Annotated in this window: 12 protein-coding genes and 1 pseudogene; 7 read left to right on the top strand and 6 right to left on the bottom strand. The window is 72.6% G+C overall.

The window, feature by feature from the left end; genetic code table 11:
• Positions 1–213 precede the first annotated feature (213 nt).
• On the top strand, positions 214–450 hold the full coding sequence (locus tag ACVW19_RS27865; RefSeq protein WP_109378915.1) for a hypothetical protein: 237 nt from the start codon (positions 214–216) through the stop codon (positions 448–450).
• 247 nt (positions 451–697) lie between these two features.
• Here ACVW19_RS27865 and gcl read toward each other — a convergent pair whose 3' ends face one another.
• Positions 698–2,482, bottom strand: a complete 1,785-nt coding sequence (gene gcl / locus ACVW19_RS27860; protein ID WP_457462751.1) for a glyoxylate carboligase — start codon at positions 2,480–2,482, stop codon at positions 698–700.
• A gap of 264 nt (positions 2,483–2,746) precedes the next feature.
• On the opposite strand from gcl, the gene ACVW19_RS27855 reads away from it, so the two are divergent.
• Positions 2,747–3,493, top strand: coding sequence for a hypothetical protein (locus tag ACVW19_RS27855; RefSeq protein ID WP_457462749.1), 747 nt, complete (start codon positions 2,747–2,749; stop codon positions 3,491–3,493).
• Between the two features lie 627 nt (positions 3,494–4,120).
• Positions 4,121–5,872: an MOSC domain-containing protein gene (locus ACVW19_RS27850; protein WP_457462747.1), complete on the top strand. Its 1,752-nt coding sequence runs from the start codon at positions 4,121–4,123 to the stop codon at positions 5,870–5,872.
• Positions 5,873–5,942: 70 nt separating this feature from the next.
• On the opposite strand, the gene ACVW19_RS27845 is transcribed toward ACVW19_RS27850, so the two are convergent.
• The 4 genes and pseudogenes from ACVW19_RS27845 to ACVW19_RS27830 all read right to left on the bottom strand — a co-directional run bounded on the left by ACVW19_RS27845 (position 5,943) and on the right by ACVW19_RS27830 (position 10,005).
• Positions 5,943–6,248 (bottom strand): muconolactone Delta-isomerase family protein, encoded by a 306-nt coding sequence (locus tag ACVW19_RS27845; protein WP_457462745.1) that lies wholly within the window; start codon positions 6,246–6,248, stop codon positions 5,943–5,945.
• Between the two features lie 124 nt (positions 6,249–6,372).
• Positions 6,373–7,068: a type 1 glutamine amidotransferase domain-containing protein gene (locus ACVW19_RS27840; RefSeq protein ID WP_457462744.1), complete on the bottom strand. Its 696-nt coding sequence runs from the start codon at positions 7,066–7,068 to the stop codon at positions 6,373–6,375.
• 285 nt (positions 7,069–7,353) lie between these two features.
• Positions 7,354–7,885, bottom strand: a pseudogene (locus ACVW19_RS27835) (hypothetical protein).
• Between the two features lie 449 nt (positions 7,886–8,334).
• Complete coding sequence (locus ACVW19_RS27830; RefSeq protein WP_457462743.1) at positions 8,335–10,005, bottom strand: AMP-binding protein; 1,671 nt, start codon at positions 10,003–10,005, stop codon at positions 8,335–8,337.
• 363 nt (positions 10,006–10,368) lie between these two features.
• On the opposite strand from ACVW19_RS27830, the gene ACVW19_RS27825 reads away from it, so the two are divergent.
• The 4 genes from ACVW19_RS27825 (at position 10,369) to ACVW19_RS27810 (ending at position 15,292) form a co-directional block, all read left to right on the top strand.
• Entirely contained in the window at positions 10,369–13,245 is a 2,877-nt protein-coding gene (locus ACVW19_RS27825) for an AAA family ATPase (RefSeq protein ID WP_457462741.1), read from the top strand.
• Positions 13,246–13,450: 205 nt separating this feature from the next.
• Positions 13,451–14,242, top strand: coding sequence for a S1 family peptidase (locus ACVW19_RS27820; protein ID WP_457462739.1), 792 nt, complete (start codon positions 13,451–13,453; stop codon positions 14,240–14,242).
• Between the two features lie 271 nt (positions 14,243–14,513).
• A complete protein-coding gene (locus ACVW19_RS27815) occupies positions 14,514–14,771 on the top strand; it encodes a hypothetical protein (protein WP_457462737.1) in 258 nt (85 codons plus the stop codon).
• Positions 14,772–14,851: 80 nt separating this feature from the next.
• Positions 14,852–15,292: an SRPBCC family protein gene (locus tag ACVW19_RS27810; protein WP_457462735.1), complete on the top strand. Its 441-nt coding sequence runs from the start codon at positions 14,852–14,854 to the stop codon at positions 15,290–15,292.
• A 42-nt stretch (positions 15,293–15,334) separates the two neighbouring features.
• Here ACVW19_RS27810 and ACVW19_RS27805 read toward each other — a convergent pair whose 3' ends face one another.
• Complete coding sequence (locus ACVW19_RS27805) at positions 15,335–16,519, bottom strand: XdhC family protein (RefSeq protein WP_457462733.1); 1,185 nt, start codon at positions 16,517–16,519, stop codon at positions 15,335–15,337.
• Between the last annotated feature and the right edge of the window lie 62 nt (positions 16,520–16,581).

Genomic DNA, 16,581 nt, shown 5'->3' with positions numbered 1-16,581 from the left:
GCGCCGGTGCGGTGGTGAAGGCCGCCGGGACACCTCCTTCGACCTGAGCGGAGGGGCGCCCGGCGCCGTCGCACCCGCCGCGGTCCCGAGCCCGACCCACCGACCCCGTCCGGCGGCGCGAACACACCGTCGCGCCCGGTCTCGCGCCGCCGGACGGCCACGCCTCCCGGCGTCCGGGGTGCGGATCCGCCCGGCGGGCAGGAGCCTGGGAGCATGGCACCTCCCACGGAGCAACCGCACATCGTGGTCCATGCGCCGGCCCTGGACGGCTCGCGGCGGGTCACCTCGGGCGACGAGACGCTGGGCGTCGCCTCGCACGTCGACGACGTCGGCGAGATCCTGCGGCTGGCGGACCTCTATGTCACCGATGTCGAGGAGGCCGACCTCATCGAGTGGCAGGGCGGCGGCCCCGACGACTGGCCGGGCCTGTCGGAGCACCACGAGGCCTGAGCGGGGGCGTACAGCCGTTCCCGGTACACCGGTTCTACGGCAGCGGCCGTAGCCCGCCTACGGCACCCTCAAATCAAGCTCTGAACCGGGCTTCGGACGCTTCGAGCACCCCCGCCGACGGGCACACACCTCGTACGCGGGACCCGCCGACACGGGGGCGGCGGGCCCCGCTCAGGGGAAGTCCCGGGCGACGGCAGCGACAGCGACAGCGACAACACCGACGTCCGCCGACGCCGTACGACACCTGTCAGACCTTCAGCGTCCTGATCGACGTCGGGGCGTGCCACGGCTCCGTCGCGATTTCCTCGAACTCGACGACGTCGCTTATGTCGTTGGTGGTCGACATGGAGATGTCGGTGACGCGCTCCAGGATCGCCTCGACGACCACCGGGACCCTGAATTCCGCGGCGAGCTTCTTGGCCTCCTCCAGTGCCGGTCCCAGTCCGTCGGGTTCGGTCACCCGGATCGCCTTGCAGCCGAGTCCCTCGGCGACCCGTACGTGGTCGACGCCGTAGACGCCCAGTTCGGGCGCGTTGACGTTCTCGAACTCCAGGTTGACCTGGAAGTCGATGTCGAACGCCCGCTGTGCCTGGCGGATGAGGCCCAAGTAGGAGTTGTTGACCAGGACATGGACGTAGGGGATCTTGTGCTGCGCCCCGACGGCCAGCTCTTCGAGCATGAACTGGAAGTCGTAGTCGCCGGACAGGGCGACGACCTGCGCTCCGGGGTCGGCCTTGGCCACGCCCAGCGCCGCCGGGACGGTCCAGCCGAGGGGGCCGGCCTGACCGCAGTTGATCCAGTGCCGGGGCCGGTGGACGTGCAGCATCTGGGCGCCGGCGATCTGCGAGAGGCCGATCGTCGAGACGTACCGCGTCTCCGGGCCGAAGGCCCGGTTCATCTCCTCGTAGACGCGCTGCGGCTTGATCGGGACGTCGTCGAAGTGCGTACGGCGCTGGAGCGTGGCCCGCTTCTCCTGTGCCGCGGCCGCCCAGGCGGAACGGTCGGGCAGCCCTCCCTCGGCCCTGAGTTCCTTCGCGACCTCGACGAACAGCTCCAGCGCGGCGCGCGCGTCGGAGGCGATGCCGTAGTCGGGGGCGAAGATCCGGCCGATCTGGGTGGGGTCGACGTCGACGTGGACGAAGGTCCGGCCGGCCGTGTAGACGTCGAGCCTGCCGGTGTGGCGGTTGGCCCAGCGGTTGCCGATGCCGAGGACGAAGTCGGACTCCAGGAAGGTCGCGTTGCCGTAGCGGTGCGAGGTCTGCAGGCCGACCATACCGGCGTTCAGTTCGTGGTCGTCGGGCAGGACGCCCCAGCCCATCAGGGTCGGCACGACCGGCGTACCGGTCAACTCGGCGAACTGGACGAGGAGTTCGGCGGCGTCGGCATTGAGGATGCCGCCGCCCGCGACGATCAGGGGGCGCTCGGCGGCGTTCAGCATGCCGAGCGCCTTCTCGATCTGGGCGCGACTCGCGGCGGGCTTGTGGACGGGGAGCGGCTCGTACGTCCCGGGGTCGAACTCGATCTCCGTCCGCTGCACGTCGATCGGCAGGTCGATGAGGACCGGGCCCGGCCGGCCGGAGCGCATGAGGTGGAAGGCCTGCTGGAAGACGCCGGGGACCTGCGCGGCCTCCAGGACGGTCACCGCCATCTTGGTGACCGGCCTCGCGATGGCGGCGATGTCGACGGCCTGGAAGTCCTCCTTGTGGAGCACCGCGGTCGGGGCCTGGCCGGTGACGCACAGGATCGGAATGGAGTCGCCGGTCGCGGAGTACAGGCCGGTGATCATGTCGGTGCCGGCCGGACCGGAGGTCCCGACGCAGACCCCGATGTTGCCCGGTCGGGTGCGGGTGTAGCCCTCGGCCATGTGCGAGGCGCCCTCGACATGGCGGGCGAGGGTGTGGGTGATGCCGCCGGATGCCTTGAGCGCCGCGTAGAAGGGGTTGATCGCCGCGCCGGGGACACCGAACGCGTCGGTGACGCCCTCGCGCTTGAGGATTTCGACTGCCGCGCGGGCAGCGGTCATTCGAGCCATGGAGTACTCCTGCTTCAGCTGTCGGATTCGCACTCCCGTCGCGCCCCGCGGTGCGTTTATTCCGGATTGCGGAAAACAACTTCTGCTATCTGGAATTAATGTAGGCAGGGTGGGCGAAGGCCGTCAAGAGAGCGGAACGACGGCGCCAAGAGACGGCACGAGCGCCGTCCGGGAGTGGCAACCGCCGGACAGGGCGGGCCTGCGGGAGGACGATGGGGACGCCGGTCTGAGGCCGAGTCGTCCAGGAACGGAAGTGGTGGGGCCATGCCCGAGAGCGTGTCCGTGTCCGTGCGCTGTCCGGCCTGCCGCGGCGCGCACCGTTACACGGCGCCGTCGTACCCCTGTGTGTGCGGCGCGCCCGTCGCCCTGCCGCTGGACGGGAACACGGCGCCCACCCCGGTCGTCCACCGCGTCTGGCAGGACGACTGGGTCACCGTGCGCTGCGGGGACTGCGGGCGGCCCGGCGAGTGGCCGCGGCCTGAACTCGGTTGCCCGTGCGGGACACTACTGCGGATCCCGTTGGCCGACCCGGACACCCCGCCCGGCCCCGACGCCACACCCGCGCCGGACGACATGCCCCGCCCGGACGCCACGCCCGCACCCGGCCCCCGGGAGACCGGCGCCGCTGCGCGCCCCGCCTTCCGTTCCGTGCCGATCCACAGCGCCCGCGACGCGGTCACCGCCACCGTGCTCTATCTGCGGCAGCTCGGCCACGGGGACATCCGCCGCGCCGACCGGCGTCCCCCGTCCGGCATCGGGCTGGCCGGCCGGGGTGTCGTCGTCCTCCTGGACCCGTCCGCGCGTCGGGCGACCCCGCGGGACGTGGAGTGCCTGTGGCTGACCGCCATGACGGAGTCCGCCCAGTGCCTGTACTTCTCCCTCACCGGGTACGCCCCGGACGCCCGGGACCGCGCCGACCGTCTCGGCGTCCCGCTGTTCCTGCTCGACCTCACCGGCACCCCGCAGCCGGTGAACGCCCCGGCCGACGCCCTGGACGCCACCCGGACCTGAGAGCCGGCCCCGGAAAACCGGCGACGCGCCCGCCGCCACCGTCCGATACTCGGCTACTCGGCTACTCGGCTACTCGGCTACTCGGCATATGCGCATCCGCCCCGCCGCCCCCGACGAGCCGCCCGCCCTCCAGGACGTCGAACGGGCCGCCGGCGCCCCCCTTCCGTGCCCTGGGCATGGCGGAGATCGCCGACGACGAACCGCCCGCCCTGGACACCCTCCAGCACCACCGGCGGGCGGGGTACTGCTGGGTCGCGGCCGACGCACGGGACCGGCCCGCCGCGTACCTGATCGCCGAGCCGGCCGACAGTGCCGACAGTGGGTACAGGCACTGGTGCCGTCGACGAGGAGACGTCGTGCCTCGTCGGTCTGATGCGGTGTGCCGGTTCGCGTGGGTACGCTTGCCCGTGGGGCCCGTGTGCAGCCGGTGGGGTGCTTGCCGCGTTGCCATCGTGGCGCCGGGCCACACGGTCGTGATGCCTCTCCTCGAAGGACATGGGCGCGGCGGCCGGTGCGGGCGAGAGCCTGAGGCCGGTGTGCACCCGGGCGAGGCCGCAGGTGTTCCCCGGCGGAGTTCCCGAAGCAGCTCCCCGCAAGGGAGGTGGCAGGGTGGCCACATTGAGAGCCTTGAGCGTCGGGATGCCGAAGGACGTCCCCTGGCACGGCAAGACCGTGCACACCGGCGTCTACAAGAGGCCCGTGTCCGGGCCGCGGATGGCGCGGCGGCTGAACATCGACGGTGACGGCCAGGGCGATCAGGGCGGTCACGGAGGCGAGCAGCGGGCAGTGCTCGTGTACCAGACCGATTCCTACCGTTTCTGGGCTCGCGAACTCGGCCGCGACGATCTCCGACCAGGGCAGTTCGGGGAGAATTTCACCGTCGACGGCCTGCCGGACAACGAGGTCTGTATCGGTGACCGCTACCGCATCGGCGACGCTCTCTTCGAGGTCACCCAGCCGCGGGTGACCTGCTACCGGGTCGGCCTGCGGATGGGCGAGCCGCGGATGGCGGCCCTGTTGGTGGCACACCACCGGCCCGGCTTCTATCTGCGTGTGCTCGAGGAAGGCGAGGTCGAAGCCGGGCAGGAGATCGTCAAGGTCTCCACCGGACCCGAGGCGATGACCGTCGAGGAGATCGACCGGGTGCTCTACCTGCCCGGGCACACCCGCCGACAGGTCGAACGCGCGCTGCGGATCCCCGCGCTCAGCCCCGGCTGGCAGGCGTCCATGAAGGCCCTGCTGGACCAGGGGGACGGCGAGGCCGCCAAGACGTCCGGCAGCGCCGGGCTGAATGCCGCGGCCACCGCCCCGCGCCCGGCCTGGCCGGGCTTCCGCCCGCTGGTCGTCACCCGCATCCGGCCCGAGAGCCGTAGCGTGTTCTCCCTGTCGCTGGCCGCCCCCGACGGTTCGGATCTGCCGACGGCACTGCCGGGGCAGTTCGTCACGGTCAAGGTCCCGCCCGAGGGGGACGCGCCGCCGCTGATCCGCAGTTACTCACTGTCCGGCGAGCCGGGCACCGGAACGTACCGGATCAGCGTGAAGGCCGAAATCCACGGCGCGGCCGGCAACCGCCTGCGCAGCCACGTATCCACCGGCGACCACCTCGACGTCGCGGCACCCCGCGGTACCTTCTGCCTGACCGCCGGGGACAATCCGGTGGTCCTGCTGTCGGCCGGCGTCGGGGTCACTCCCGTGCTGGCGATGCTGCACGCACTCGCCCGCGACCGCTCCAGCCGCCAGGTGTGGTGGCTGCACGGGGCCCATGACGGCACGGAGCACCCCTTCGCCCGGGAGAGCCGGGAACTGGTCGGCATGCTTCCGCGTGCCCGGGCGAGGATCTACTACAGCAAACCGACCGCCGAAGACTGCCGGGACGTCGACTACACGGACACCGGCCACCTGTCGGGCGACCGTATTCCCGGCCTGGGGCTGCCCATCGACGCCGACGCCTACCTGTGCGGCCCCGGAGCCTTCATGGACAGCATCACCACCGCCCTCGTCGACGCGGGCCTGGATGCCTCCCGCGTCCATACCGAGATCTTCGGCGCGGGTCCGTCCCTCACTCCCGGGATCGACGGTGCGGCGACAGCCGCACCCCACCAGCCCGCCGGGCGGGCGGGCACCGGTCCCCCGGTCTCCTTCGCCCGCAGCGGTCTCGAGGTCCCCTGGAGCGACGCCCGGGAGTCCCTGCTCGAACTCGCCGAAGCCTGCGATGTCCCCGTCAGATGGTCGTGCCGAACCGGCGTCTGCCACACCTGCGAACTCGCCCTCATGTCCGGGGCAGTGCGGTACGCTCCCGACCCGGTCGAGCCCCCCGCCGACGGCAACATCCTCATCTGCTGCTCCAAGCCCACCGAGGGGGTCGTCCTGGACCTGTGAGGAGCGGCGCCTCACCCTGGCACGCGGGCACTACTTGCCCGGCGGCCCGTGGCCTGTGGGAGTTCTGCCATCACCGCGTGCCGTCGGTGGCCCGACCGGGGTCGTTGGGGTGGGGTTCGAGCGGGGTGACGGTGAGAGTCATCCAGGGACGCAGCGGCAGTGTGCCGAGCACCTTCTCCCGGAGCTCCTTTTCGTCCGCGGCCCGCCAGACCCCGATACTGCGCAACTCGCCGACGGGACGCCACAATCGGGCCAGGTTGCCGGTCGTCGAGAGCTCCCCCGCGCGGACCGCCTCGGCCGCCCTCCGCCGGTCGACCTCGTCCTGGCTGGTCCCCTCAGGGATCGTCGTGGTGATTTCGACGAGGAACTCCTGCATCGGTTCCGCTCCGTTCGGTGAAGGTCCCGGGGACGGCGGGAAGGGCGAGTTCGCTGGTGGTCGTCTGTCTCCCCCGAGCGGGGCCGCGATCAGGGTCGGACGCCGCCTCACCTCATCAGAGCTCTCACACGAGGGTTTTCAGCAGCCGTTCCGCGAGCACTTCGGCGGAGTGGGGATTCTGCCCGGTGATCAGGTTGCGGTCCTCGACCACGTACGGCTTCCACATCTCGCCCCGGCTGTACTCGACGCCGACCTTCTCCTTGAGCTCGTCCTCGAGCAGCCACTGCGTCTTGTCGGCCAGCCCGACAGCCTCCTCCTCTTCATTGGTGAAGCCCGTGACCCGGTAGCCCCTGAAGGGCGACTCGCCGTGGATCCTGGTGGCCAGCATCGAGGCAGGGGCGTGGCACACGATTGCGAGCGGTTTGCCCGAGGCGAGTTGTTCGGTCAGTATCCGTCCCGCGTCGGCGTCCACCGACAGGTCCTGCATCGGGCCGTGGCCTCCGGGCAGGTACACCGCGTCGTAGTCCTGCAGCCGCACGTCCGAGAGTTTGATCGGCCGGCGCATGACCTCCGCGGAACGGATGATGGATTCCAGTTCGAGCGCTCCCTCCTCACCGCCGGCCATGGCCGGGCGCAGACTCATCATGTCGACGGTCGGCGTCACGCCGTTGGGCGTCGCGACGACGACCTCGTGGCCTGCCTCCGTGATCGCCTTGTACGGCTGCGCGAACTCCTCCGCCCAGTAGCCGGTGGCGTACCTCGTGCCGTCCTTCAGGACCAGGTACGCAGCTCCGGTGACCACGAAAAGTACCTTCGCCATCACACATCACCTCCTCAGCCCCGTCTGGCCGAATTGAGGGGATTTGCACTGAAGGCCAGTCTAGGCACAGGAGCCATCAGGCACCTGCGGACAGCGGTTCGTCGCCCAAGGCCCGGAGTGCAGCGTGCTGTTGACCGTCCCCGTGAACATGAGCCGCCCGTTCTCCTGAGCAGAGCCGGGCGGCAAGGTCCGGGGGAAGCAGCGCCCGCCGCTCGGCATGGCCGGTGGCGGCCTGCGCGGGTGGGGTGCTTTCAGCGGCGACCCGGACGCCGGCGGCCACAGCCGCTACTCGATCAGGGCGTTGGCCACGATGACCATCAGGCCGACCAGCATGTCGCCGGTTCCGGCCCGGAGCGAAGCAGCCGATCCACGGCCCACGCCGCGCGCGCTCCACACTCCCCACCCGGCGAGCAGCAAGGCGTTGAGCGCCAGTGCGGTGTCCACCGCCTCGGCCTCCGTCCACCACGAGGGCACCGCGGTCAGCAGCAGCACGACGGTGGGGACAGCCGCCGCGACGACCGGCCACTCGGCGAGCATCGCGCGCAGCCCGACCCCGGCACCGCCGCGGTCCGCCGACATCCGATGCGCCACAACGTGGGCATAGCCGCGGGCGGGCGCGGAGGCGAGGGCGGTGAGCAGGACCCACAGCGCGTCCGACCCGGGGTCGGACGCCTCACCGGGGGAGTCGAGTGCGGGCTGCCGGCACGCTGGCCAGGACGAGCCCGCAGACGCCGCTGAACGGCGTTGTTTCTGGCGGTCGCCGACCCGGCGCCCGCTGCGGGGCAGTCGACCGGGGAAACGACGGGCACGGTGGCACATCTCTGCACTCTCCGCCGAAATGGCATGGAACACAGCAATGTTGCACGACCCGGGAGATCAGTGCCGGGTTGCGTACGCGCGGTGTACCGCCTGCTCCGACTGCGGTAGAGTGGATCTTGTACACGCCGCCGGCTTCGCCGGTGGCGGGTGATGCGTCGGTGGTCCAAGGAAAGACGCCCCGCTTCCTGCGGGGAGATGCAGGTGCAAGGCCTGCCCGGCGCTCGGCGAAGAAGACCTCCGGCCCCGCTGTCCAGGGCCGGAGGTCTTCTCGTATCCGGTCGACGGCACGGTACCGGCACTGGCCGCCGTTGCGGGCGGTCTCACGGGAGACGGTCGACGCCGATCCCCCTGACCACCGGGGTCACCCCCGGATGACGCGACGCGTGGTCCGGCGTCGACGCGGCCGGAGCCGCCTGCGAGGGGGGTGCGGGGAAGGAGTCAAAGGCGTCACCGGAAGTCCTCCTCGCGGTACTCGGCGCCGGAGCCCGCCGCCGTGGCCTCGCGCAGCTCGATGCGGCGGATCTTGCCGGAGACGGTCTTGGGCAGCTCGCCGAACTCCAGCCTGCGGATCCGCTTGTAGGGGGCGAGCACCTTGCGGGAGTGCTCGAAGAGCTCCTTCGCGGTGTCCGGGCCGGGCTGCCTGCCCTCCGCGAGCACGATGTACGCCTTGGGCACGGCCAGGCGCAGCTCGTCCGGGGCGGGCACCACGGCCGCCTCGACGACCGCCTCGTGCTCCAGCAGGGCGCTCTCCAGCTCGAAGGGACTGATCTTGTAGTCACTCGCCTTGAAGACGTCGTCCGCGCGCCCGACATACGTGATGTATCCGTCTTCGTCCCGCGCACCGATGTCGCCCGTCCGGTAGTAGCCGCCGGCCATGGCCTCCGCGGTGCGGTCGGGGTCGCCGTGGTAGCCGGTCATCAGGCCCACCGGACGGTGCGACAGGTCGAGCGCGATCTCGCCCTCGGCGGCGGGCTCGCCGGAGACCGGGTCGAGGAGTGCGACGCGGTAGCCGGGGCTGGGGCGGCCCATGGAGCCCGTCTTGAGGGGCTGGCCCGGGCTGTTGGAGATTTGGACGGCGGTCTCGGTCTGGCCGAAGCCGTCGCGGATCGTCACGTTCCAGGCGCGCCGGATCTGCTCGATGACCTCGGGGTTGAGCGGCTCACCGGCGGCGACGACCTCGCGCGGCGGGGTGCGCAACCGGGTGAGGTCGGCCTGGATGAGCATGCGCCACACGGTCGGCGGCGCGCAGAAGGTGGTGACGCCGGCGCGGTCCATCTCGGCCATCAGCCGGACGGCGTCGAAACGTGCGTAGTTGTGCAGGAAGACGGTCGCCTCGGCGTTCCACGGGGCGAAGAGATTGGACCAGGCGTGCTTGGCCCAGCCGGGTGAGGAGATGTTCAGGTGCACGTCGCCGGGCTTCAGCCCGATCCAGTACATGGTGGCCAGGTGCCCGACGGGGTACGTGGTGTGGGTGTGCTCGACGAGCTTGGGCCGGGCCGTGGTGCCCGAGGTGAAGTACAGCATCAGCGGGTCGTCGGCGAGGGTGGGCCCGTCGGGTGCGAAGTGCTCGGCGGCGCCGTAGACGTCCTCGTACGGCAGCCAGGCGTCGCCCGCTCCCGCGCCGACCGCGACCCGGGTGTAGTCGCCGGGTACCTCGGCGAACTTCGCCGTGTCGGCGGCGCGGGCGATCACGTGCCGGACGCGGCCCCGGTCGACGCGGTCGCGCAGATCGGCGGGGCCGAGCAGCGGGGTGGCGGGGATGACCACGGCGCGCAGTTTCATCGCGGCGAGCGCGGTCTCCCAGAGTTCGGCCTGGTTGCCGAGCATGACCAGCACCCGGTCCTCGGCGCGTACGCCCTGCTGGCGCAGCCAGTTCGCGGCCTGGTCGGAGCGGCGGGCCAGTTCGGCGAAGGACAGTCCGGTCTGCTCGCCGTCCTCCTCGACGAGGTGCAGCGCGGTGCGGTCGTTGCCGTCCGCGATCACGTCGAACCAGTCGAGCGCCCAGTTGAACCGCTCGGGGCGCGGCCAGCGGAACCCCTCGTAGGCGGTGGCGTAGTCGTCGCGGTGTTCCAGCAGGAAGTCCCGGGCCCTGCGGAACTCCTCCGTCGCCGTCGTCATCTGTCCTCCTCGGTGCCGAACCTTGCCGGGCGGCTCTCCCCCATCGTGTAATCCGTGACGCAGGTCCCACTACCCCCGAACGGGGGGTGGGCACGCGGGAGCCGCGACGAAGGGGCGAACAGGTGACGGCCGGCCCGACGGGAGCACTCGGCGCGGTCGGGCTCGGTGGTCGCGGCCCGCCGGGCGGGGTGGTTGCCGTAGGTGGCAGGTGTGCTGCGGTCTCGTACGGCCGCCTTTACCGCTGTCCCGGGGCTTTGGATTTCATCCGCGCGGCACGCTGTTATTTCCCTCACCACGCCGTCTCTCCGAAATGAAAGGGCCTGTTGCCTAATATTGGCCAGGACACGACACAGAAGGGGAGCGGTGACCGTGCGAGGGGACTTCAAGGAGCCTGCCAGGTGCCGCCCCGACCTGGTCATCGGCCGGGAGGAACCGTTCGCCGAGGCGCGCGAACAGCTCGCCCGAGGGGGCAGTGTGCTGCTCCACGGGCCCGCCGGAATAGGAAAGTCGACCGTGCTGCGGGCACTTGCGGCGGAAAACGCCGGCGCGGCGCCCACGGTGTTGCGCTGCTCGGCCACCGAGTCCGAATCCCATCTCCCGTTCCTGGCGCTGGCCGATCTGTTCGGTCTGGTCCTGGACCGGGTCTCCGGTGCGCTGCCCGCCGCGCAACGCACCGCCCTGGAGTCGGCGCTCACCGGCCGCGGCGAGTCGACCCTCCAGCGGGACGGTCTCGCGCTGCGCCTGGCGGTGCTGTCCACCCTGCGGGCGCTCGCCGCCGAGGGGCCCGTCCTGGTCGTCGCCGACGATCTGCAGTGGCTGGACCCGGCCAGCGCGGAGCTTCTCGGGTTCGCCGCGCGGCGCCTCGGCGACACCCCCGTGCAGATGCTGTGCGCGGTGCGTACGGAGGGCCTGGAGGAGTACGACCGTCATCTGCGGGCCTGCCCGCCGGACACGCGCGTGGTGCGGCTGGGCCCGTTCTCCCGTGTCCAGGTGTCCACGCTGCTCGACCACCGCGGCTACACGGGCCTGTCCCGTTCCACCGTCCGTGACATCCACCGCACCAGCGGCGGCAACCCGCTCTTCGCGCTCGAACTGGGCCGCGCCCTGGCCGAGAGCCCGACCCGCCCCCGCCCCGGTGAGCCGCTGCCGGTGCCGACCTCGTTGCGGGCCCTGGTGCTCAACCGGCTGGAGATGCTGTCGGACGAGGCGCGCCGCACCCTGCTGGTGGCCAGCGTCGGCGCCCGCCCCACGCCGGCGCTGCTGCACGCGGCCGGCCGGGACCACGCCGAGGAGGAGACGGCCCAGGCCGCCGCGCTGGGGCTGCTGGCGACGGACCCGGAGGAGCCGGCCCTGCGTTTCGCGCATCCGCTGATCTCGGCCGCGCTGTACGCGGAGGCCCCGGCGCACGAGCGGCGGGCCGCGCACGCCGCGCTGTCCACGGCGGCCTCCGACCCCATCGAGCGGGCCCGGCATCTGGCCCTGGCCACGACCGGCACCGATCCGGAGGTGGCGGCCCGGCTCGCCGAGGCCGCCGCACTGGCCCGGGACCGGGGGGCGCCCTCGGTCGCGGCCTCGCTGGGGCTGCTGGCCGCCCGCCACACGCCGGCGGCCCCGTCGGCCGACGGCACGCAGGCGGACACGGTGCCGGCCGGCGGTGAGCCGGGCCGCAGCGTGCCGAGTCCGGACGAGCGGCGGCTGCAGGCCGCCGAGGACGCCATCACCGCCGGTGAGGTGGATCTCGCCCGGGACATCGCGCGCGAGGTGCTGACCCGGGCCACGGTGCCCGCGGAGCGGGTGCGGGCGTGGATGGTGGTCATCGAGGCGGCCGGGCAGGCGCTCGGTGAGGTCGACGCGGTCTACCCGCAGGTGCTGGCGGACGCCGGCGACGACCCGCGGCTGCTCGCCCTGGTCCACTACCAGCTGGCCTGGCGGGAGGTGGTGGTGGACGGCGACTTCGCCAAGGCCCGGCTGGAGACCGCGCACGCGGCGGAACTGGCCGCACGCGGCGGGGACCGGCGTACGGAGCTGATGGCGCTCGCCTTCCAGTCCTCCACCGAGACCCTGATGGGCCACCCGGACGCGCCCGCCACCATCGAGCGGGCCCTGCAGGAACCCCAGGACCCCGATGTGGCCTGCCACCACAACGGCGCCGCGTCGGCCAGGTTCCGCTGGCTGCTGATGAGCGACCAGCTGCCCGAGGCCCGGAGGAGCATCACCGGGCTGCTGCGGGAGGCCCGGCGGCGCGGCATGGTCGAGAGCGAGATGCACTTCCTGCGGCTGCTCGCCGACACCGAACTGCGTTCCGGACACTGCGGCCGGGCCCTGGACCTGACCCGCGAGAGCCTGCGGCTGGCCCGGGACTCCGGGATCGGCGAGAGCGCCTCGGCCATGCTCGCCTCCCTCGCGGAGGCCTCCGGCGGGGACGTGGACCGGGCGCTCGCGCTGGCCCGGGAGGCCGCGGACCACGCCGAGGTGGACGGCGACCAGTTGTATCTCTCCCTCGCCCTGGCCGCCCTGGGCTACGCCCGGTTGGTCGCCGGGGACGCCGCGGCCGCGGTCCGTTCGCTGCGCCGGGTGCGGGAGTTGGAGCACGGCATGGGCATCAACGACCCGGCGCGGGGCCGCTGGCACGGCGATCTCGCCGAGGCGCTGGTGCGGATCGGTGAACCCGGCGAGGCGCAGGAACTCATCAACGTCACACGGGTGCACGCGCGGCGTCTGAACCGCTTGAGCGTGCTGGCCGTACTCGACCGCGCCGAGGCGCTGGTACGCGCGGCGCGTGGCGAACACGAGGCCGCCCGGGTGCAGTTGACGTCGGCACAGGGCCGGCTCGCCGCACTGGGCCTCGGCCTGGAGGAGGCGCGGGCCGCGTTCGCGCTGGCCCGGCTGCGTGCCCGGGGCCCGGGTCCGGCCCCGTACGACGAGGCCGCACGGCTGTTCCGGCGCTGCCGCGCGCTGCCCTGGCTGCGCCAGGTGGACGCGGCCGTGGCCGCCGGTCCGGTGGCACCGGAGACCGCGCCCGCCGCCCCGGCGACCCCGGCCGCGCTGGACGGTCTCGCCTCGATGGAACGGCAGGTCGCCTCACTGGTGATGGAGGGGGCCACCAACCGGGAGATCGCCGGTCGGCTGTTCATCAGCGTGAAGACCGTCGAGGCGACCCTCACCCGGGTGTACCGGAAGCTGGGTATCCGGTCACGGGTGGACATCGTCCGACTGGCGGCGGGCCGCCGTACGAAGTAACCGGGGCGGAGGGGGAGTTCGGGGTGCCGACAACCGAGGGTTTTCCCTGTCCGGCTCCCGTAGGGGCTTCCCTCATTGGGGGCTGGCGCTCCGGCTCGTAGCGTAATCCGTGCCGCTCGCCGGGCACACGGAGACCGGTGGCCCGGTCCCCGTGCTGAACCCCCCACCCCGTGCGACCCCCCACCGGCAACCGACGAGGAGACCGATGTCCGGGCTCACCCGCGCCAAGAAGGCCGCCGCGCTCGTCGCGGCGACCGCAGCCGCCGCCGCGACCGCACTGCTCACCGCCCCCTCCGCCGCCGCCGCTCCCCAGCCGATCGTCGGCGGCACCACGACCACGACGTCCGCGTACCCGTTCGTCATGCAGATCACCGACGCCGCACAGAACCAGTTCTGCGGCGGCACCCTGGTCACGCCCACGAAGGTGGTCACGGCCGCCCACTGCATGGTCGGCGAGACCACCGGCAGTGTGCGCGTGGTCGGCGGGCGCACCTACCTGAACGGCACCAACGGTACGGTGGCGCGCGTCAGCAGGATCTGGATCAGCCCGGACTACCGCAGCGTCACCCGCGGCGACGACGTCGCGGTGCTGACCCTGTCGACGTCGATGCCGTACTCCACGGCGGGCTACGTCTCCTCCTCGGACACCTCGGTGTACGCGGCCGGCACCACCGCCCGCATCCTGGGCTGGGGCACCACCTCCTCGGGCGGCAGCTCCTCCAACCAGTTGCGCACCGCGACCGTCCCGACGGTGTCCGACGCGAGCTGCGGCAGTTCGTACGGTTCCCGGTTCGTCCGGAGCGACATGGTGTGCGCCGGCCACTCCTCCGGCGGCGTGGACAGCTGCCAGGGCGACAGCGGCGGACCGCTGCTCATAGGCGGCCGGCTCGCGGGCATCACCTCCTGGGGCGACGGCTGCGCGGCGGCCGGATCCCCGGGCGTGTACACCCGGCTGACCACCTTCTCCGGGGAGGTCACGGCCCAGATCAACTCGTAGTTCCACGGGTTGATGTGAGGCACCGGATTTCCTGAGCACCCCTCAGGTGATTGCCAGGGGGCGTTGCGAGCTTCCACGAGCAGCCCGCAACGCCCCCTTTCCATGCCTGGGAGGCGGCCCTTCCCATCAAGGCCCATTCAGGACATTTCCTCGAGACGTGTAACACCGTGGCGGCCACCGGACGCTGATCCGTACGGGACGCGAGAAGCGGCCCTTTTTCATGCAGTCGGGCACCACCCCGGAACAACCCCACAACGAAGGGCCGCCCCCAGTGAATCCCCACCCCACCGAGAACGGTGGAACCACACAGACCGCGCAGACCCCTCAGGAGCACCAGAGCGCCCAGAGCCCTCGAACCAACGCCGGCAGCTTCGGGGGAACCGAAGGTCTCCCGGTCTACGAGGGCCTGGTGCGCGAACGGGGTGACGTCGTGGCGGAGGCCCGCGAGGTGGCCGAGCGCACGGAGTTCGAGCTGCGTCAGGTGCCGGCCTTCCGCCTCCGCGCCCAGCCGGCCCCGGCCCCCCGGTGATGTCGCGCCCCGGTTGGGCCAGGCGGGTGAGCCCTTCCCGCCCGGGCGACCGGGCGGGCGGGATTCCCTAGGATCCTTCCGTGGCCACCTTCCAGCTCCAGCGCACGGCGCCCCTCCCGATCGACGAGGCCTGGCGTCGGCTCACGGAGTGGCACCGCCACGGAGCGGCGGTCCCGCTCACCCGGATCACCGTGACCCCTCCCCCGCCCACCGGCGAGGGCACGGTCGTCGTCGCCCGCTCGGGTCTCGGCCCGTTCACCTTCGACGACCCGATGGAGGTGACGGTGTGGCAGCCTCCCGGCCCCGGTTCCCCGGGCCTGTGCCGCCTGGAGAAGCGGGGCCGTGTGGTCCGGGGCTGGGCGGAGATCGAGGTCCGCCCGGGGCCGGGCGGCCGCACCCGCGTCCTGTGGCGCGAGGACCTGCGGGTCCGCTTCCTCCCCGCCTTCTGCGACCCCGCACTGCGGTCGGTCTCCCGCCAGGTGTTCGGACGAGCGGTGAACACCCTGCTGCGGCAGCCCTGACGGCCGAAGCGGCGGGTGATCACCGCGTCGGCGGCACCACCGTCACGCCCTCGAGCCGGTCCTGCCCGCGGGCTCGGGTGCGGCTGCGGGTGCGACTGCGGGCGGCGTGGGTTCGACGTCGCGGTGGATCGGGGTGTGGGCGCCGGTGAGGGGGACGCCGGTGCCGCCCCGACGGACGGCGACGATCTCGGCGGCGATGGACAGAGCCGTCTCCTCCGGGGTGCGGGCGCCGAGGTCGAGGCCGATCGGGGAGCGCAGGCGGGACAGTTCCGGGTCGGTGACGCCGGCCTCGCGCAGGCGGGCCTCGCGGTCCAGGTGGGTGCGGCGGGAGCCCATCGCCCCGACGTAGGCGACCGGGAGGCGCAGGGCGAGCCGGAGCAGGGGGACGTCGAACTTCGTGTCGTGGGTGAGGACGCACAGGACCGTACGGGCGTCGACGTCGGTGCGTTCCAGGTACCGGTGCGGCCAGTCGACGACGATCTCGTCGGCGTCCGGGAAGCGTGCCCGGGTGGCGAACACGGGGCGCGCGTCGCACACCGTGACCCGGTAGCCGAGGAACGCGCCGGCCCGGACCAGTGCCGACGCGAAGTCGATCGCGCCGAAGACGATCATCCGGGGCGGCGGGACCGCCGACTCGACCAGCAGGGTCACCGGGGCTCCGCAGCGTGAACCCTCCGCGCCGATCTCCAGGGTGCCGGTGCGGCCCGCGTCCAGGAACGCGCCCGCCTCCCCCGCCACGGTGCGGTCGAGCCCCGGACGGTCGCCGAAACCGCCCTCGTACGAGCCGTCGGGGCGCACCGTGAGCGCGCGGCCCATCAGGTCGGCGGGACCGCTCACGATCCGCGCCACGGCCGCCGCCTCGCCTCGCGCGGCGGCGGCGAGCGCGGTGGTCAGCGCCGGGCGGACGGGGTCCGCGGCCCGTACCGGTGTGATCAGGATGTCGATGACGCCGCCGCAGGTCAGACCGGAGGCGAAGGCGTCCTCGTCGCTGTAGCCGAAGCGTTCCAGGACGGTTTCGCCGTCCCGGAGCGCCTGCTCGCACAGCGCGTACACCGCGCCCTCCACGCAGCCGCCGGAGACCGAGCCGATCGCCGTGCCGTCGGTGTCCACCGCCAGCGCGGCGCCGGGCCCGCGGGGCCCGCTGCCGGCGACCGCCACCACGGTGGCGACCGCGAAGTCGCGGCCCTGCTCGGCCCACCGGTGCAGTTCCTCGGCGATGTCCAGCATCTCTCGGCCTCCTGAGCCGGGTGCTCCGGGCGGCGCGTGCTGTGGCCGTTCGTGCGCCGCCC

It is taken from the genome of Streptomyces sp. TE5632 (genome assembly GCF_054061295.1).
This window is presented reverse-complemented; position numbering and strand designations above follow the sequence as displayed.